This window comes from Pisciglobus halotolerans (assembly GCF_900113675.1).
GTDB classification, from domain to species: domain Bacteria; phylum Bacillota; class Bacilli; order Lactobacillales; family Carnobacteriaceae; genus Pisciglobus; species Pisciglobus halotolerans.
The window spans coordinates 1016-19030 of sequence record NZ_FOQE01000009.1; the positions used below are offsets into that span (position 1 = coordinate 1016).

The 18015-nt window shown below is 40.4% G+C and carries 18 protein-coding genes and 1 other annotated feature; of the genes, 12 read left to right on the forward strand and 6 right to left on the reverse strand.

The window, feature by feature from the left end:
- Positions 1 to 524: 524 nt before the first annotated feature.
- The gene (locus BM057_RS04625; protein ID WP_047392158.1) at positions 525 to 1436 is read right to left on the reverse strand and encodes an AEC family transporter; all 912 of its coding nucleotides are present in this window, start codon (positions 1434 to 1436) and stop codon (positions 525 to 527) included.
- A 198-nt stretch (positions 1437 to 1634) separates the two neighbouring features.
- Between BM057_RS04625 and ald the strand changes: the two genes are divergently transcribed.
- From ald to BM057_RS04675, 10 genes are all read left to right on the forward strand, one after another.
- Positions 1635 to 2747 (forward strand): alanine dehydrogenase, encoded by a 1113-nt coding sequence (gene ald, locus BM057_RS04630; protein WP_047392156.1) that lies wholly within the window; start codon positions 1635 to 1637, stop codon positions 2745 to 2747.
- 39 nt (positions 2748 to 2786) lie between these two features.
- Positions 2787 to 3017 carry a DUF2969 family protein gene (locus BM057_RS04635; RefSeq protein ID WP_047392154.1) on the forward strand — a complete coding sequence of 77 codons (231 nt, stop codon included), beginning with the start codon at positions 2787 to 2789 and terminating at the stop codon, positions 3015 to 3017.
- Between the two features lie 58 nt (positions 3018 to 3075).
- Entirely contained in the window at positions 3076 to 4062 is a 987-nt protein-coding gene (locus BM057_RS04640) for a YihY/virulence factor BrkB family protein (RefSeq protein ID WP_245741798.1), read from the forward strand.
- A 203-nt stretch (positions 4063 to 4265) separates the two neighbouring features.
- Positions 4266 to 5438: an FtsW/RodA/SpoVE family cell cycle protein gene (locus BM057_RS04645; protein WP_047392150.1), complete on the forward strand. Its 1173-nt coding sequence runs from the start codon at positions 4266 to 4268 to the stop codon at positions 5436 to 5438.
- Positions 5439 to 5500: 62 nt separating this feature from the next.
- Positions 5501 to 5875 carry an arsenate reductase family protein gene (locus tag BM057_RS04650; RefSeq protein WP_047392147.1) on the forward strand — a complete coding sequence of 125 codons (375 nt, stop codon included), beginning with the start codon at positions 5501 to 5503 and terminating at the stop codon, positions 5873 to 5875.
- Positions 5868 to 6215, forward strand: coding sequence for a glycine cleavage system protein H (locus BM057_RS04655; protein ID WP_047392145.1), 348 nt, complete (start codon positions 5868 to 5870; stop codon positions 6213 to 6215). Before BM057_RS04650 ends, BM057_RS04655 begins: the two co-directional genes overlap by 8 nt.
- A 65-nt stretch (positions 6216 to 6280) precedes the next feature.
- Positions 6281 to 6543, forward strand: a binding site (T-box leader).
- 67 nt (positions 6544 to 6610) lie between these two features.
- A complete protein-coding gene (locus tag BM057_RS04660; protein WP_047392143.1) occupies positions 6611 to 7648 on the forward strand; it encodes a methionine ABC transporter ATP-binding protein in 1038 nt (345 codons plus the stop codon).
- A complete protein-coding gene (locus BM057_RS04665) occupies positions 7632 to 8339 on the forward strand; it encodes a methionine ABC transporter permease (RefSeq protein WP_425439016.1) in 708 nt (235 codons plus the stop codon). Before BM057_RS04660 ends, BM057_RS04665 begins: the two co-directional genes overlap by 17 nt.
- 39 nt (positions 8340 to 8378) lie before the next feature.
- Positions 8379 to 9227 (forward strand): MetQ/NlpA family ABC transporter substrate-binding protein, encoded by an 849-nt coding sequence (locus tag BM057_RS04670; RefSeq protein WP_092091836.1) that lies wholly within the window; start codon positions 8379 to 8381, stop codon positions 9225 to 9227.
- Positions 9228 to 9402: 175 nt separating this feature from the next.
- The gene (locus BM057_RS04675) at positions 9403 to 9591 is read left to right on the forward strand and encodes a hypothetical protein (protein ID WP_047392138.1); all 189 of its coding nucleotides are present in this window, start codon (positions 9403 to 9405) and stop codon (positions 9589 to 9591) included.
- A 335-nt stretch (positions 9592 to 9926) separates the two neighbouring features.
- On the opposite strand, the gene nrdF is transcribed toward BM057_RS04675, so the two are convergent.
- From nrdF to BM057_RS04700, 5 genes are all read right to left on the reverse strand, one after another.
- Entirely contained in the window at positions 9927 to 10901 is a 975-nt protein-coding gene (nrdF, locus tag BM057_RS04680) for a class 1b ribonucleoside-diphosphate reductase subunit beta (protein WP_092091838.1), read from the reverse strand.
- Positions 10902 to 11536: 635 nt separating this feature from the next.
- Entirely contained in the window at positions 11537 to 13714 is a 2178-nt protein-coding gene (gene nrdE / locus BM057_RS04685; RefSeq protein WP_047392133.1) for a class 1b ribonucleoside-diphosphate reductase subunit alpha, read from the reverse strand.
- Positions 13707 to 14072, reverse strand: coding sequence for a class Ib ribonucleoside-diphosphate reductase assembly flavoprotein NrdI (gene nrdI, locus BM057_RS04690; protein ID WP_047392130.1), 366 nt, complete (start codon positions 14070 to 14072; stop codon positions 13707 to 13709). Before nrdI ends, nrdE begins: the two co-directional genes overlap by 8 nt.
- Positions 14069 to 14302 (reverse strand): glutaredoxin-like protein NrdH, encoded by a 234-nt coding sequence (gene nrdH / locus BM057_RS04695; RefSeq protein ID WP_047392127.1) that lies wholly within the window; start codon positions 14300 to 14302, stop codon positions 14069 to 14071. Before nrdH ends, nrdI begins: the two co-directional genes overlap by 4 nt.
- Before the next feature lie 379 nt (positions 14303 to 14681).
- Positions 14682 to 15425 carry a gamma-glutamyl-gamma-aminobutyrate hydrolase family protein gene (locus BM057_RS04700; protein ID WP_092091842.1) on the reverse strand — a complete coding sequence of 248 codons (744 nt, stop codon included), beginning with the start codon at positions 15423 to 15425 and terminating at the stop codon, positions 14682 to 14684.
- A gap of 510 nt (positions 15426 to 15935) precedes the next feature.
- Here BM057_RS04700 and sufC point away from each other — a divergent pair.
- Positions 15936 to 16709: a Fe-S cluster assembly ATPase SufC gene (gene sufC, locus BM057_RS04705; RefSeq protein WP_047392123.1), complete on the forward strand. Its 774-nt coding sequence runs from the start codon at positions 15936 to 15938 to the stop codon at positions 16707 to 16709.
- An 11-nt stretch (positions 16710 to 16720) separates the two neighbouring features.
- Positions 16721 to 18013 (forward strand): Fe-S cluster assembly protein SufD, encoded by a 1293-nt coding sequence (gene sufD, locus BM057_RS04710; RefSeq protein ID WP_092091844.1) that lies wholly within the window; start codon positions 16721 to 16723, stop codon positions 18011 to 18013.
- Positions 18014 to 18015 lie beyond the last annotated feature (2 nt).

Consider the following 18015-nt stretch of genomic DNA (forward strand, 5'->3'; position numbering starts at 1 on the left):
AAAACTTTCAACTTGTTCACAGGATAGGCTTCTATGAACAAGTTCAAAACATAAAACTTTCAACTCGTTCACAGGATAGACTTCTATAAACAAGTTCAGAGCATAAAACTTTCAACTCGTTCACAGGATAGACTTCTATAAACAAGTTCAGAATGTAAAACCTGAAACTCGCTTACAGATTCAACTTTTGTGCAGTTTTGGAGTGATTTAGTTCCAACGTGATAAGAAGAAAGCTAAAAGGGTTTAAATGGTGCAAAGTCTCGCTTTACTCGCTTTGTACTATTTCGCAAAGATTGATGAAACAAATCAAGCTCAATGGGCAAGCGAATCAGCCTTTGTTGCATGTGAAATGGATACTTACAAAGATTTTAAGATCGAGCTGAAGGAGAGCTACAGGCTCTTCTTCAGCTGTCTGGTTTCCGTTATGCAAATGGATAGAAAAAGCGAAAATAATTGTACAATTTATTATTTAGCAAGCAGTCCATAGCATAAATAGCTGATCTCTCTTCCATCAAAAGAAGAAACTAAAATAGTAAGGCAAAAATTCCCGTCATCAAAATTAGTGAGCAGATAATGCTGAGAGAAGAAATAAAACCAACAAAAGAAGGCTCATTTTTATAAAGAATCGCATTAATGGCATGTAAACTAGCAAATGGCGAGAATAAAACAAGCACGAGCACACCTTTTTCTATCGGAGACAAAGGAAGCACAAGATAGAGTAACACAGAAAGGATAGCGGCTGAGCCATAGCGTATGCCTAGTAAGCGAAAAGCTTTTTTGAGTTGAAAACGATTCACGTTGAGTTCTAGATAGAGACCGATCATAAACATGGAAAGAAACGCATTCCCGCTGGCAAATATTTCAACGACCGACATCACTGGAGAGGGAAGGGTGTAATGAAATAAGGCCAGTCCAAACATCAAAATATATGTTGTAAAAGGCGGTGAAGCGAACAGGCGCCGCAACATGTCCGTAAAAACAATTTTTTCTTGTTGCTCTTTATCCATTTGATCAACCATTAAAGAAGTGCCTCCTGATAGCATCAAAGCATTACCGATGTCAAAGCTGCCTAATAAAGGGATCGCAGCAGGAAAGAAGCCTTGAATAAAGGGTAAAGCAAAATTGCCGATGTTGTATCCTGATATGGTGAAGACCATCATAGATTGATCAATAGCCCCTTTTTTATGCCAAAGAAAGCCGCCCACTAGAGAAAGCATCAAATTTGCCAAAAGTCCAATGGTCATAAAGAGTAAAACGGTGCGATTCAATTCGGTGCCACTCATTCCGATGATAATGGTGGCAGGAAGCGTAAAATAAACAATGATACGCGAGACAGTATCTCCGTCTGCTTGTTTCAAGAAACCAGTACGCTTGAAAAAATAAGCTGCTAAAATAACTGCAATAAAGCGTATGGCTTGGATCAAAATCGCTAGCAAAAGATCCCTCCTCTTTTTTCTGTTCTTTCTATTTTACCACACTCAGCGATCATAAGAAGAGACTCATTTTTACTCTTCAAAAAATGATTGCTAGAAAAATAATCCTTCAAAAACCCGTCTTATTTGGATTTCTCCAAAATGTACGTTATAATAAATTGATGAGAACGCAATAAAAAAACGTATGGAGGATTATATATTATGATGATTGGGATACCAAAAGAAATTAAAAACAGCGAAAAACGTGTAGCTATTGCCCCTTCTGGAGTAAAGAGCCTTGTTGCAGGCGGACATACCGTGTTGGTCGAAAGAGGTGCCGGTGAAACAGCTGGTTTTATGGATGACGCGTACCAAGAAGCAGGTGCCAAAATCGTATCTAATCCTGCCGAAATTTGGTCTGCAGAAATGGTGATCAAAGTTAAAGAACCGCTTCCTGAAGAGTATGGTTATTTCTACGATGGCTTGATCTTATTCACTTACTTACATTTGGCTCCGAACAAAGAATTGACTGAAGAATTAATGAAAACAGGCGTAGTGGCTATTGGTTATGAAACCATGGTCGGTCAAGATGGCGGTTTACCGCTGTTAACGCCAATGAGTCAGGTTGCTGGTAGAATGGCTGTTCAAATTGGTGCTGAATTCTTGGAAAACACACATGGCGGAAAAGGAATTTTACTTGGCGGAACACCTGGTGTAGCAGCGGGTAAAGTGGTGATCATCGGTGGTGGTGTTTCTGGAACGAACGCAGCGAAAATGGCAGTTGGATTAGGCGCAGACGTGACGATTCTAGACAACAATCCAACACGATTAGCAGAATTAAGCGATATCTTTAGAAACACAGCAAGAACCTTGATGTCCAATCCGTTCAATATTGAAGAAGAATTGAAAACAGCTGACTTGGTGATCGGGGCAGTATTGATTCCTGGAGCAAAAGCACCACAACTCGTCAAAGAAGAAATGGTCAAACAAATGGAACCAGGCTCAGTCATTGTGGATATTGCAGTGGATCAAGGCGGAATCGTGGAAACAGCAGATCATGTTTCAACGTTAGATGATCCAACATATACTCGCCACGGTGTGATCCATTACGCAGTAGCGAATATTCCAGGAGCTGTTGCTAAAACTTCCACACAAGCTTTGACCAACGTGACGATTCCTTATGCATTGGAAATTGCCAATAAGGGATATATCCAAGCAGCAAAAGACAATTCTACGATCTATACAGGGATCAACACAATGAAAGGCCAAGTTACTCAAAAAGAAGTAGCGCATTCTCTTGATAAAGAATACGTCTCTGCCAGCAAGTGCTTCTAATGAGCTAGATTCAAAATAATGACAACGAGGTGCTGGAAAGTGGCCAAAGGAAACAAGAAAAATAATGTAGAAATTAAAGAAACAGCGAATAACACAGCAGACTTTGTTGAATTAGAAGTCGTTATCAATAAAAATAAAATCGGGCTGATCCAGCAAGAAGGCAACAAGCCGGTAACGCTGGTTACAAGAGACGGCAAAGTAGCAAATGCCGCTAGCATTGATGATGCCATGAACCAATTGATCATGGATTATAATTTGCATTACATGTAACAAGCAATTTGGTGAGACAAGTCCCCGATTCAATATGGAAACGGATGTGAAGGGTATGATGGAAAAGCTGAAAAACATGTCGTTATATAAAAAACTTGAACCACTGATAGAGGTTATTCAATCTAATTGGCAGCGTGCAGATGTTACGTCACGAGCTGGGGAACTGGCTTACTTTTCTTTACTGTCTCTATTCCCTCTAATATTGGCAGCCGCCAATATTATTCCGTTTTTGCCAATTTCAGCAGGTGATATTTTACCTTATTTAAAGACAGCTTTACCACCTGATATTTATAACTTGTTAGGACCTGTATTGGAAAGTTATTTGAGCAATACACATGGCGGCATCTTATCGATCGGGTTGGTCACTTCACTCTGGTCGGCAAGTAAGTTCTTTAATATTCTGCAAGATGTGATGAATGAAGTTTATGGTGTAGAAGAAAAAGAGAATTTTATATTAGTAAGAGTGGTTTCTTTACTAGTAGAATTAGCGATTGTCGCAGTAGTAGGCGTGGTACTGTTTATCTTTATCTTTGGTCAACAGATCGTTCAATTTGTAGAGAGCCTTTTGCACATCAATTTGAATTTCATCCTGCAGCTTCTACAGTTGCGCTGGATCATTCTTTTTATTCTTTTGATCCTGTCGTTTGGACTGATTTACATTTTATTGCCTGACCATCATTTATCGTGGAAATATGCTGTACCTGGTGCTGTTTTTGCCACAGTCGGCTGGTTGGTCTTGTCTCAAGGGTTCTCCTTGTACGTATCCTTAGCCGGTGGAGAGGCCGCTGGGAATGCAACATTTGGTGCTTTCATCGTGCTGATGCTTTGGTTATACCTGTCCGCGATAGTTGTTCTATTAGGCGGTTTGCTCAATAGCATCGTATATGAGTACAGGAACCATCAAACTGTAGCGGAGCATGAAATCATGTTAGAAGAAGAGAAAAAAGATCCGCATGAGAAAGACCCTTATCAAGGCCGCAAGAAAAAGAAACAACGACAAAAGATTCGCAAAGTGAAAACTGTCGCAGAACAAAAAGAATCTTAATAGAGGAGGAGTTGAGATGTTGATCTCTGCTCCTTTTTCTATGTTGTGGATTGCATGATGACTGATTTTTGTCTTTTTTACTAAGAAAGGCTGAAGGTCCTTTTTTTTACATTTATTTTCTTATATAATAGTTGAGGTCTAATGTTTTTTTTAACGTGAATAAAAAAGCGAATTTTACTTAGCTAAGGAGATCAATCACAAAAATGAAAGAAAAAAAAGAAGCTAGAATTGATTACGGCATTATTTTGTCTGTTATGCTGCTAGCCATTATCAGCATCCTCACGCTTTTTTCCACTTCCTATGTGATGGCAGGAAGCAGTTTGAGGATGACCATCATGCAAATTGCTTGGTATGTAGTTGGCGCCATCGCTGTTGTGATTATTATGCAATTTGACTCAGAACAGTTATGGAAGTTGGCGCCTTATGCGTATGCAACCGGGATCTTGCTTTTGATACTGGTATTGTTGTTTTACGACCGACCGCTTTACTTAAGTACAGGGGGGAAGAGCTGGTTTAGAATCGCTGGATTGACATTTCAGCCTTCTGAATTAGTGAAAATTGCCTTTATCATTATGCTGGCTCGTGTGGTTACTCAGCACAACAGTGATTACGCTAATCATGATGTACGCTCAGATTTTATCTTACTGGGTAAAATTGCACTTACGTCTTTGCCTCCAATGATCTTAGTTCAACTCCAAGGAGACTTAGGAACAAATTTGGTTTTCATTTCTATCGTAATTGGTATCACTTTGATGTCTGGTGTGACTTGGAAAATACTGCTGCCGTTGTTTGGCTCAGTTGCTGGACTTGGGGCTTCCTTGCTGTTACTGGTTGTTTATAACCGCGATTTTTTACTGAAATTAGGATTTAAAACGTACCAATTCAAACGGGTCGACTCTTGGTTGAATCCATACCACGATACACAAGACGCAGCGTATCAGCTGATGCAGAGTATCAAAGCGATTGGATCAGGTAAAGTTTTTGGTAAAGGCTTCGGCGTTTCAGAAGTTTATGTACCTGTACGAGAATCAGACATGATTTTTGCGACGATTGGGGAAAATTTTGGCTTTATTGGCGGCGCCATATTGATTTTTATTTACTTTATGCTGATTTATCAAATGATTCGAGTGTGTTTTGACACAAAAAATATTTTTTATACGTATATCGCGACTGGTGTGATTATGATGATCCTGTTCCACGTCTTTGAAAACGTGGGAATGAGTATTGGATTATTACCGTTGACTGGTATTCCATTACCCTTTATTTCTCAAGGTGGTTCAGCTTTATTAGGGAATATGATGGGGATAGGTTTGATCATGTCGATGAGGTACCATCATCGCAGCTATGTCTTTTCTAAAGACGAAGACTTTAGATAGGCTTTCGCTTACTTTGGGGAAGTGCTATACTGGTAAAAGAAGCAAGAACAGGAGGCGGAAAGTTGTTGAAGTTATACTGTATCCCTAAGTGTTCAACATGCGCTAAAGCACGCAAATGGCTGGAACAACAAGCTGTTTCCTATGAAGAAATCAACTTGAAAGAACGGACGCCGTCAAAAGAAGAATGGATTCAATGGATCCAGCAATCTGGATTGCCGATCAAGTCCTTCTTTAATACGAGTGGTACAGTTTACAAAGAAAAAAATTTAAAAACTGTTGTTCCTGGTCTCACGTTGGATGAAGCAGCAGAACTTCTCTCGCAAGATGGAATGCTGGTCAAACGTCCATTAGCAGTTGACGACGGCACATGTACAGTTGGTTTTAAGGAAAATGTTTATCAGAAAAAATGGAAAAAGGAGAGCGTATCAAATGGCTGAAATGAAATATAGCGAAAAAGGATTGTGGATCCAAAAAGAAGGAGAGCTTTATCGTTTAGGCATCTCTGAAAAAGGTCAAGATGATATCGGGGAAGTCGCTTTTATTGAATTACCTGATGAAGCAGATCAAATCAATGTGGGGGATGCTTTGTTGAACGTTGAAGGGGCAAAAGCAGTCACAGAACTAGAATCTCCTCTAGCAGGTACTGTAGTTCGTTACAATCAAGAGTTGGAAGATCATCCTGAAAAATTGAACACACCTGAAAAAGAGAACAACTGGATCGTAGAAATGAAAGACGTAGATCCAGCCGCATTTGCACAACTTTCAGACAAAGCGTAAATAACAATTGACAGAGAATAGACATCTCTGCTAAAATGAGAATCAATAAAAATGAAAACTTTTTAATTTTTGCGATGATAAGAAGAGTAAGTTTTGCGGAACATTCACAGAGAGCCTCGGCAGCTGAAAAGAGGTAATGAGAAACGGACTGAAGATGGTCTTTGAGCAGGACAAGTGAATGTCGAAGCGGCATAAGCTTTTCCCGGGTGCACCCGTTATTGTGCCTCAGTATGCGAATATCTTGGTGTTCAAGTACTGGATGAGGTCGAACCTGCGAAGGCTCGATAAAAAAAGGTGGTAACACGAAAGTTCAACTTTCGTCCTTATTTCAGCTATTGTGCTGTGGTAAGGGCGGAAGTTTTTTTATTGATTAATGAAGATAGAAGGGAACACATATGATTGAATTAGCGAATATTAAAAAAATCTATGAAACGAAACGTGGCAAACTTACAGCCGTTGATGGGGTAGACTTATCGATTAACGATGGCGATATTTTTGGCATCATTGGTTATTCCGGTGCAGGTAAAAGTACGCTCGTCCGGATGTTCAATGGTTTGGAAAAGCCAACAAGCGGAGACGTCACGATCAATGGATCAAAGATCTCAGCTTTAAAAGGAAAGGCATTGCGGAGCAAACGTCAGAAGATTGGCATGATCTTTCAGCACTTCAATTTGCTTTGGTCTAGAACAGTACTGGAGAATGTGCTGCTGCCACTAGAAATTGCAGGTGTACCCAAAAAAGAGCAAAAATCAAAAGCACAAGAATTGATCCGCCTAGTGGGGTTGGAAGGCAGAGAAGAAGCTTATCCTTCTCAACTTTCAGGTGGGCAAAAGCAACGGGTCGGGATCGCACGAGCATTAGCCAATGAGCCTACATTACTTTTGTGCGATGAAGCAACTAGTGCATTAGATCCGCAAACGACCGATGAAGTGTTGGATCTTTTGGTCGATATCAACCAAAAACTTAAGCTGACCATCATTATCATTACCCATGAAATGCATGTGATCCGTAAAATCTGTAACCGCGTAGCCGTTATGGAAAGCGGCAAGGTTGTAGAAGAAGGCCATGTGATAGATATTTTTAAAAAGCCGCAGCAGGAAATCACGAAGCGTTTTATCCGGCAAGATACGAACCCAGATAGCGAAGATACGGACGTTGCTTTAAGTCAGCTGCTGACTGAATATCCAGAAGGAAAACTGATACATTTGACTTTCCATGGCGAACAAACGAATCAACCGGTCTTATCAAGGATCATTCGACAATATCCTGTGGAATTAAATGTAATCCAAGGCAGCATTCAACAAGCAAAAGAAGATTCGATCGGTTCCCTCTATGTTCAAATAACAGGGGATAATGATGTGATCGAACAGGCTATTCAACAAATCAAAAATATGGACGTCGAAGTGGAGGTGATCAATGATGTTACAGTTTAATGTATTGGCTGCTAGTATCTTATCGCAATATACTGATTTTGAAGAAATTGACTGGAATAAGATGTGGGAAGCAACGAAAGAAACACTTTTTATGACAGTTGGATCCGTGATCATAGTTTTTATATTAGGTCTTGCCATTGGCTTGATTTTATACGAAACAAGCAATCAACATTCTTTAGCAGCAAACATCACTTACCGTGTTGTGAGTATCCTCGTAAATGTTTTTCGTTCCATTCCATTTATCATTCTGATCGTCCTGCTGATACCAGTGACGAAACAGTTATTAGACACAATGGTAGGACCAAAAGCAGCTTTGCCAGCGTTGATCGTTTCTTCTGCACCGTTTTATGCTCGTTTAGTAGAAACAGGTTTTCGTGAAATCGATAAAGGCGTAGTGGAAGCTGTTGAATCAATGGGGGCTAACAAATGGCAAGTTATTTTTAAGGTCTTGATTCCAGAGAGTCTGCCTTCAATCGCAGCTGGAATCACCACAACGACGATTTCACTAGTAGGTTTTACAGCGATGGCTGCTGTGATCGGTGCAGGCGGACTTGGGAATATGGCTTATTTGGACGGTTTCCAACGCAACAAGCCAGCCGTTACGCTTGCAGCAACAGTGATCATTTTAATCATTGTCTTTCTGATTCAAGGAATCGGTGATCGAATCGTCAGACGTGTAGATAAACGTTAAATAAAATTTGAAAAAATAAGGATTAGGGAGATAAGGAAAATGAAAAAAACAACGATTTTTAAGTCTGTATTGGCAGTAGGCGCAACGTTATTACTAGGGGCATGCGGCAACAACGAAGCAAATGATAAAGTCGGAGAGGGCTCCTCAGCTGAAGAAACCGTCATCAAGATTGGGGCAAGCAACACACCTCATGCAGAGATTTTAGAATTTGCTAAACCCATTCTTGAAAAAGAAGGCATAGAACTCGATATTACAACTTATAATGACTATGTGATCCCTAACGAAGCTTTGGCTGAAGGGGATATTGATGCCAACTACTTCCAGCATATTCCATTTTTTGAATCAGCAGTGGAAGAAAATAACTACGACTTTGTTAATGCAGGGGCCATTCATTTGGAGCCAATCGGTATCTTCTCTAAAAAGTATAAGAGTCTAGACGAATTGCCAGATGGCGCTACAGTACTGGTCAGCAGTAACACATCTGACTGGGGACGTATTATAAGCATTTTCCAAGAAGCAGGTTTAGTCAAAGTCAAAGAAGGTGTCAATTTGACGACAGCTACTTTTGATGATATTGCTGAAAACCCAAAACATATCAAGTTTGAATATGAAAATGATCCAGCCTTGATGCCGACGCTTTACCAACAAGGCGAAGGAGATGCCGTGGCAATCAATGCCAACTTCGCGGTTGACCAAGACATCAACCCAGTAGAGGATTCTATTGCACTTGAGAGTGAAAGCTCCCCATATGCCAATATTGTCGCTGTGAAAACAGAAGATGCAGACAGTCCAGCCATTCAAAAACTGATCTCTGTTCTGAAATCAAAAGAAGTCCAAGATTATATCCGTGAAACTTGGAATGGCGCTGTAGTACCTGTTACTGAATAAACATAAAAAAGTACATTGGATTATTCCAGTGTGCTTTTTACTTGTTTAACCTTAAACAACCTTTGCTCAAAAGCCATTGCATTTTCTGAAAATAGAGCGTATGATAGGGAATCGGATAGTGCAGTAGTTAACTTTTGCTGTATCGGTTGAAGATAGAAGGAGGCTGACGATCAATATGTCCGTCAAACGTTTTGTCCAATTATTTTTATTTTATTTTGTTTCTATTTTAATCTCGCATCTTATTGTCCGACAATTCAGTATCGACTCCGTTCTATTAAACATCCTACTGATCTCGGTCATCGGGTATATTATATTGGTTATGCCGCTCACCATTATGACTGTAAAAAAACAAAAAAAAGATTAATCAATCAATAAAGAAGACTGCTACTGCAAAGAAGGATTGCAAAGCAGTCTTCTTTTTCTGAACAATGAAATGATTTTAAAGCTGCCCCTATTCTGGCAAGTGATGCCGTAGAAAGTTATTTTATCTGAATGAGTGAATATTTTTAAAGTAAAGAGAGAAAGAGGAACTAAGCTTTGCGGTGCTCGTTTTATGTGATCGAACATATAGCTCCAAAAATTTAGCTATTTTCTCACAAAATTTCTAGTGCTATTTGTCCAAGAAAAAGAAGTAGATAAAAAGACAACCTCTAGCCCTCCAGATAGCGGAGCTGAGGTTGTTTTTTTAACATCTTATTCTTATACAGAAGGGGAATACATCCATTTTGTATAGTCATTATCATCCATTGATTCAACCATTCCTAGCAAGTAGCCATTTCCGACTTGTGAGAAGAAGTCATGGTTGGAAGTACCCGTAGAGATCCCATTCATAACGACTGGATCTACGTCGTCAGCTGTATCTGGGAACAAAGGATCAAATCCTAAGTTTTGCAACGCTTTATTGGCATTATAACGTAGAAACACTTTTACGCGCTCTGTCCAACCAATTTCATCATACAAGTATTCCGTATATTTTACTTCATTTTGATAGAGCTCAAACAAAAGAGTGTAAGCCCAATTTTTGAGATTTTCTTGTTCAGCTTCTGAAAGTTGGTTATAGCCAATTTGAAACTTGTAGCCGATATAAGTGCCGTGAACGGACTCGTCACGCAAAATCAATTTGATGATCTCTGCTACGTTTGGCAGTTTATTATTGCCCAAGTAATGTAAAGGAGCAAAGAAGCCAGAGTAGAAGAGGAAAGATTCTAGAAAAACACTTGCTACTTTGCGCTGCAAATCAGTACCGCTATGATAGATTTCGTTGATAGCAGCAGCTTTCTTTTGCAACATATCATTTGTATTGGTCCATTGAAAAATGTCATCAATTTCATTTTTGGTATTCAAAGTACTGAAAATAGCACTGTAACTTTTAGCGTGCATCGATTCCATGAATTGAATGTTGTTATATACAGCTTCTTCATGTTGAGTCCGAATCGATTCTTTTAAAGCTTGGATCCCATCTTGCGATTGCAAAGTATCCAACAGTGTCAAACCTCCGAATACTTTGCCCACCATATCTTTTTCATTTTTTGGCAGATTATACCAATCATCTAAGTCATTCGACAAAGGAATACGTGTATCTGTCCAGAATTGTTCGACTAGTTTTTCCCATGTCAGCTTGTCGATCATATCTTCAATTTGATTCCAGTTTATCGCTTTATACTGTTCTGTCATAAGCTTCTCCTTCTTTTCTTCATCGTGAATAATCCATGTAACGATTGTTCAATAAACGGTCTCTTATCGCAAACTCAAACTCATTTCAGCTACTGAGTGTGCAATAAACGAGCTCTTATCGCAAACTCAAACCCGTTTCAGCTACTGAGTGTGCAATAAACGGTCTCTTATCATACACTCAAACTCATTTCAACTACTGAGTGTGCAATAAACGGTCTCTTATCATACACTCAAACTCATTTCAACTACTGAGTGTGCAATAAACGAGCTCTTATCATATACTCAAACACATTTCAGCTGTTGAGTGTGCAATAAACGAGCTCTTATCACATACTCAAACACATTTCAGCTGTTGAGTGTGCAATAAACGTTTTTTCCCGCATCCTATTAGTTTAGCTGCGAAAGCCAGAGTCTTTGCAAAAAAGATAAGTTGTTTTGATGCGCGCTGCGCTGCTCTCTTCAACAACTTCCTATTTTTGCTGTGACTCTTGCAGGCTTTCTCCGCATCCTAGTAGTTGAGCTGCGCGAGGTAGAGTCTCGGGTAAAATTCAAAAGTCGCTCGCATGCGCGGGATGCTCTGCGCCGCGCTTTTTCATTTTTCTGTCGTCTCTGTCGACCTCGCTTCGCACACTGTGTTAAATCGTGCAGCTTTCGCAGGCGTTTGAACCGATTTCGTCGGCGTTTTCGGTAAAGGTTCTAACGTAGTAAATTGATTTGATGCCTTTTTGCCATGCATAGTGACGTAGGATGTTTAGATCGCGTGTAGTTTGTTTGTTGGTACGACCGTTCTTCCATTCGTATAAACCTTCTGGGATTTCTGAGCGCATGAAGAGTGTTAAACTCATGCCTTGGTCCACGTGTTTTTGGGCTGCAGCGTAGATATCAATGACTTTCCGCATATCGGTATCATAAGCAGAAGTGTAGTACGGCAGCGTTTCGTTCGACAAATAAGGAGCCGGGAAGTAAGTTTTTCCGGTTTTCTTTTCTTGACGTTCTTCGATCAAACGAGTGATTGGATGAATGCTGGCTGAAGTTTCGTTGACATAGCTGATTGAACCCGTTGGCGCAACAGCTAAGCGGTTTTGATGGTACAAACCATGTGTCATAACAGAAGCTTTCAATTCTTTCCAATCGTCAGCAGTTGGCACATCGATGTCTTTAAAGAGTGCTTTGACTTTTTCGCTTTTGAAAGCCACATCAGATTCTGTATAGGTATCAAAGTAAGAACCATTTGCATAATCGGATTGTTCAAAGTTTTCAAAAGTTTGTTGGCGTTCGATGGCAATATTGTTGCTGGCTTTCAAGGTATAGAAGTTTAGCAGCATAAAGTAAAGATCTGTAAACTCAATAGATTCAGGTGAACCATAAGACATTTGGTTGAGAGCCAAATATGTGTGGAGACCCATAGCGCCTAAACCAATCGTATGGTATTTGTCGTTCCCGTTTTTAATAGAAGGAACCGCATCAATACTTGAATTGTCCGTAACATATGTCAACGCACGGACCATTGCATCAACTGATTTTCCAAAGTCAGGCGTCTTCATTAAGTTAACGATATTGGTTGAACCCAAGTTACAGCTAATATCAGTTCCTAAATGTTCATAAGTTTGGTCATTGTTGATCATTGAAGGCTGTTGGATCTGCAGGATCTCGCTGCACAAGTTACTCATCACGATCGTACCGTCGATTGGATTCGCACGATTGGCTGTATCAATATTGAGAACGTATGGATAGCCAGATTCTTGTTGCAGTTTAGAAATTTCATTTTCCAAGTCGCGTGCACGGATCTTGGATTTGCGAATTTCTTCGTTGTTGACCATATTATCGTATTCTTTTGTAATATCTACATAAGAGAAAGGTTCGCCGTAGATTCGTTCGACGTCATAAGGACTGAAGAGATACATTTGTTCATCTTTAGCAGCCAATTCATAGAATTTGTCAGGCACAACTAGCCCAAGCGATAATGTTTTTACACGAACTTTTTCATCGGCATTTTCCTTTTTAGTAGAAAGGAAAGAAACGATATCTGGATGGAAAACGTTCAAGTAAACAGCTCCGGCACCGTTTCGTTGACCTAGTTGGTTTGAGTAGCTGAAGCTGTCTTCTAGTAACTTCATGACAGGCACGACACCGCTGGAAGCATTATCGATTTTTTTGATCGGATCTCCAGCTGCACGCAAATTGGACAAGTTAACACCGACACCGCCGCCGATACGACTGAGCTGCAAAGCACTGTTGATCACACGACCAATGCTGTTCATATCATCCGTTGCTTGAATCAAGAAGCAAGAAACCAATTCGCCGCGACGTTTACGTCCAGCGTTCAAGAAAGTCGGTGTGGCTGGTTGGTAACGTTGATTGATAATCTCATCAGCTAATGTCCAAGCCAAGTCTTTATCCCCATTTGCCAAATAAAGGGCATTGAAAACGATCCGATCTTCAAAGCGCTCTAAGAAACGTTTGCCGTCATTGGTTTTCAACGCATACTGTGTATAAAATTTATAGGCGGACATGAACGAACGAAAACGGAATTTACGATTGTACATTTCTTCAAACAAGCTCTTGATAAATGCGCGATCATACTTGTTGATAAATTCAGCTTCGATGTAGTCATTGTCGATTAAGTAATTGATTTTTTCATCCAGCGTATAGAAGAAGACGGTATTCGGATTGACATATTCCAGAAAATAAGCACGTACTGCTTCACGATCTTTTTCTAAAGGAATCTTTCCATCTACAGGACGATTTAATTCATTGTTTAATTTGTAATAGGTAACCTCTTTTGGTTTGGTTGCTAATTTAGGCTTATCCAAGGTCCTTCACCGCTTTCTTTAATTTTTCGACATCTGCTTCGTTTCCTTGGAATTCAAAGGCATGAAGCAGGGGAACATTATAGTCGTGTGCTAAGTCTTTTGCTGTAAAGACGAACAGTTTGCCGAAGTTCAAGTTACCGCCGCCCGCGACACCCTTGAAATAATGCAAATTATTGTCCGTTTCAATGAAATCATTCAAGATTTCGGTAGCTTCCTTTTCATAAGTTGGGGTCACAATAATAAAAGGTTCTTCCATACTGATAAATGGATTTGTCGGAGATAACTCCAACAAATCCATATCGAGTTTTTTGACGAATTTTCTTGTTTGACCCGTTAATGAGAGATAAACGACTTTCATGCCAGCTGATCTAATAAGTCAGGGCGGAAACCGTTAAAAGCGTCTAGACCTTCTGCTAAAATGACAGGAACTGATGAAAAACCTAATTCCTGAACTTCTTCTAAAGCTTCTTGAGAGGCCATGATATCTTTTGATTCGTAAGCGATTCCTTTATCATCCAAGTATTTTTTTGTAAAGTTACACTGCATGCAATTTGGTTTTGAGTAAACCACAACTGATTTAGTCGCCATGACGCATTCTCCTTTTTCTATCCATAATTCTGAGAGCTGTTAAATGAATGGATAACACCGTTCCATCAAAAAAACAGCTTCCTTTGACACTCTTCATTCTACACATAAACAGGACCCTTTTCAATCTGTAGATACCATATTTAGTTAATTATTTGGTTCACAATCGTTTTTAATACTATATATTGTGTTTCTATGAAAACGCAATAAAGCAGCCGCTATCAGTTTGTAAGCGGCTTTTTCATCTTGCTTTATGAAAATAAAATATAAAAAAACAACAAGCTTGTTCTATTTTAGCTTTAAACCAAAAAAACATCAATAACGTTCCTCACAAAAAGAAAAGTTACTGATGTTTCTTTTATATTTTTTTGAGCTTTGGATGCTATAAAGCTGGCGCAATCGATTTTTTCACTCGACTGACAAATTCCTTGAATAATATTTGCATTTTTTCTTCATTCGGTGCCATCAACTCGGGGTGCCATTGGACCGCTACAATACTGGTATCAGGGTCTTTAGCTTCATAGGCTTCGATCAGATTATCCTTACTCCATGCGACTGCTTTGAAAGGATCAGCCAACTGCTTCACGGCTTGATGATGATAAGAATTAACAACGTAAGTCTCGCCGTAAATCGCTCCTAAACGACTGCTGGGATCAATATCGATTGTATGGGCGGCTGTGCCTGAAAAAATGCGTTGCACATGCTGGACGGTAAAATCCGGATTGTCCATCACATCTTGGTAAAGCGTGCCTCCATATGCTACATTCAATAACTGCATACCGCGACAAACAGCTAGGATCGGTTTCTCTTTTTTGACGGCTTCTTTGATCAAGGCAATTTCAAATAAGTCTCTCTCAGGATTGATCGCACCTAATTTTAATCCCGGTTCTTCTCCGTAAAGCAAAGGTGAGACATCTTGTCCGCCAGCCAGCAGCAAGCCATCGATCCGATCGATATACTCTTCAGCCATTGAAGGGTCGTTGATAGGAAGAATCACTGGCAAGCCCCATGCTGCTTGGATGCCTGCAATAAAACCTTGTGGCGTGTAGGTTATTGGGAGACCTTGATATTCAGGGGAAAGATGGGTCATTTGGTTTCCAGGAATGCCGATAATGGGTTGTGTCATCTTGTTTCTCCTTTCAGTCTATAAAGGTACAAATTAGTGATAAACATATGCATAAACGAATCGCTTCTTTTTTAGTTTACCACAAAAACCGTTCAGCAAAGAAATCATAAATGTATCTGTTATTGTCAATCTAAGATATATATGACCAAGTTACCGCAAGTTTTGTCTCAACTTGTTCGCAGGAGTCTGTTCAATGACCAAGTTACCGCAAGTTTTGACTCGACTTGTTCACAGGAATCTGTTCTATGACCAAGTTACCGCAAGTTTTGTCTCAACTTGTTCACAGGAGCCTGTTCTATGACCAAGTTACCGCATGTGTTGTTTCGACTTCATGCAAATGTTCCCAACAATCGCAACTGAATAAAAGAAGCAGCAAAAATAGCGGAAAAGACGCTAGATAAAGAATGCTTGTTACAGTTTGCACATTAGTTAGATATGGTCTAAAATAAGGGCAAGACAACGCTCTCGTTTAAGGAGGGCAAGAAGAAAATAAGAGAAGAGGGTCAAAAAATGTCAGTTTTAGAGATAAAGGGCCTACATGTTTCTGTTGAAGGAAAAGAAATTTTAAAAGGTGTCGACTTGGTACTGAAAACAGGTGAAGTGCATGCTGTGATGGGACCAAACGGAACAGGAAAGTCGACACTCTCAGCAGCTGTGATGGGGCATCCCAGCTACACGGTTACACAGGGTGAGATTTTATTGGACGGCGAAAATGTTTTAGAGATGGAAGTCGACGAACGTGCACGTGCTGGCTTGTTTTTAGCGGTTCAATATCCTAGCGAGATCGCTGGGATCACCAATGCAGAATTTATGCGAGCGGCCATCAATGCTCGCCGTGACGACGAAGATAAAATGCCCGTCATGCAGTTCATTCGCAAATTAGATGAAAAGTTGGCTTTGTTGGATATGCCGGAAGAAATGGCTGAACGCTACTTGAACGAAGGTTTTTCAGGCGGTGAAAAGAAACGGAATGAGATTTTGCAGCTGATGATGATCGAACCAACCTTTGCAATTTTAGACGAAATCGATTCCGGTTTGGATATTGATGCGCTGCAAGTTGTTGCAAAAGGTGTCAATGCGATGCGGGGTGAAGGATTTGGCGCAATGATCATTACCCACTATCAGCGTTTGCTGAATTATATCGTGCCAGATGTAGTCCATATCATGATGGGCGGCAAAATTGCGCTAACGGGCGGACCAGAATTGGCTCAACGTCTGGAAAAAGAAGGGTATAAAGGCATCAGCGAAGAACTTGGTTTGCAGATCGAAGCAGCAGAAGGGTAGGAAGAGGAGAAATGAAATTAAACAAGCAGACAACTGTTCTTGATGACCTGACAGCTTTTTCTAAACATAAAAATGAACCTGATTGGATGCTGCAGCTGAGAATGCAGGCTCTTTCAAAAATCGAAGCTCTGCCTTTGCCGAATATTGAGCGTGTACAATTTGACCGTTGGCCGCTGCTAGAAGCAGAACAGGCTTTTCAAGCAATGTCCGCTGATGATCTTGAAGGTGTTTCCTTTCAAATAGATGAAAAAAGCGAACAAGCTGCAGTCATTCAATTTGGCCAACACACTGTCATCGAAAAGCTGCCTGAATCTTACCGGCAACAAGGCGTGATTTTTACCGACATCTTTACAGCGTTGAAGGACTATCCTGATTTAGTAAAAGAGGCTTATATGCAGTTGGCAGTCCAACCTGATGAAGATTGTTTAACGGCTTTTCACGCTGCTTTTATGAATTCGGGTGTATTTTTATATGTACCAAAAGACGTCCACTTAACCGAACCATTGGAGGCTCACTTTTTTCAAAACAGCCGGATCAAAGAGCCTTTTGTCAAACATGTCTTGATTTATGCGGACACAAACAGCTCTTTTTCATATGTTGAAAAATTTGAGACTTTATTTCATGAGCCAAATACGGCAAACTGTATCATCGAAGTTGTGGCAAAACCGGGAGCTGAAGTGAAATTTTCGGCTGTGGATCAATTGGGCGAAAATACCACCGCTTACTTTAATCGCCGTGGACATTTGATGCACCATGCGCATGTTGATTGGGCTCTTGGGGTGATGAACAACGGCAATGTAATCGCTGATTTTGATGCTGATCTCGTGGAGGAAGGCGCTCATAGCGAAATCAAAGCGATTGCCATCAGCATGGGCCGCCAGATTCAAGCAATCGATACACGGGTTACCAATATCGGTCGTCATTCGATCGGTCACATTTTGCAACATGGTGTGGTGCGCGAGCAAGCTACCTTAACGTTCAACGGAATCGGGCACATCTTAAAAGGCGCTAGCGGTGCGGATGCACAACAAGAAAGCCGCGTGTTGATGTTGTCAGATAAAGCAAGAGGAGATGTCAATCCGATCCTGTTGATCGACGAACATGATGTGACAGCCGGACACGCAGCCAGTGCGGGTCGCGTTGATCCGGAAGAAATGTATTATTTGATGAGCAGAGGGATTTCAAAAGAGGAAGCAGAGCGGCTGGTGATCCGCGGCTTTTTAGGTTCCGTCATCAAAGCGGTTCCTTTGAAAGGCGTCCGTGAAGAGCTGATTGAAACGATTGAAAGGAAACTGATAGAGTGAAG

Coding starts and splice junctions, on each gene's coding strand:
- sufD (WP_092091844.1), top strand. CDS start 16,721: ATGAAATTAAACAAGCAGACAACTGTTCTTGATGACCTGACAGCTTTT.
- nrdI (WP_047392130.1), bottom strand. CDS start 14,072: ATGAAAGTCGTTTATCTCTCATTAACGGGTCAAACAAGAAAATTCGTC.
- nrdH (WP_047392127.1), bottom strand. CDS start 14,302: ATGGCGACTAAATCAGTTGTGGTTTACTCAAAACCAAATTGCATGCAG.
- BM057_RS04655 (WP_047392145.1), top strand. CDS start 5,868: ATGGCTGAAATGAAATATAGCGAAAAAGGATTGTGGATCCAAAAAGAA.
- BM057_RS04640 (WP_245741798.1), top strand. CDS start 3,076: ATGGAAAAGCTGAAAAACATGTCGTTATATAAAAAACTTGAACCACTG.
- nrdF (WP_092091838.1), bottom strand. CDS start 10,901: ATGACAGAACAGTATAAAGCGATAAACTGGAATCAAATTGAAGATATG.
- BM057_RS04670 (WP_092091836.1), top strand. CDS start 8,379: ATGAAAAAAACAACGATTTTTAAGTCTGTATTGGCAGTAGGCGCAACG.
- sufC (WP_047392123.1), top strand. CDS start 15,936: ATGTCAGTTTTAGAGATAAAGGGCCTACATGTTTCTGTTGAAGGAAAA.
- BM057_RS04700 (WP_092091842.1), bottom strand. CDS start 15,425: ATGACACAACCCATTATCGGCATTCCTGGAAACCAAATGACCCATCTT.
- BM057_RS04665 (WP_425439016.1), top strand. CDS start 7,632: ATGATGTTACAGTTTAATGTATTGGCTGCTAGTATCTTATCGCAATAT.
- BM057_RS04660 (WP_047392143.1), top strand. CDS start 6,611: ATGATTGAATTAGCGAATATTAAAAAAATCTATGAAACGAAACGTGGC.
- BM057_RS04675 (WP_047392138.1), top strand. CDS start 9,403: ATGTCCGTCAAACGTTTTGTCCAATTATTTTTATTTTATTTTGTTTCT.
- ald (WP_047392156.1), top strand. CDS start 1,635: ATGATGATTGGGATACCAAAAGAAATTAAAAACAGCGAAAAACGTGTA.
- BM057_RS04645 (WP_047392150.1), top strand. CDS start 4,266: ATGAAAGAAAAAAAAGAAGCTAGAATTGATTACGGCATTATTTTGTCT.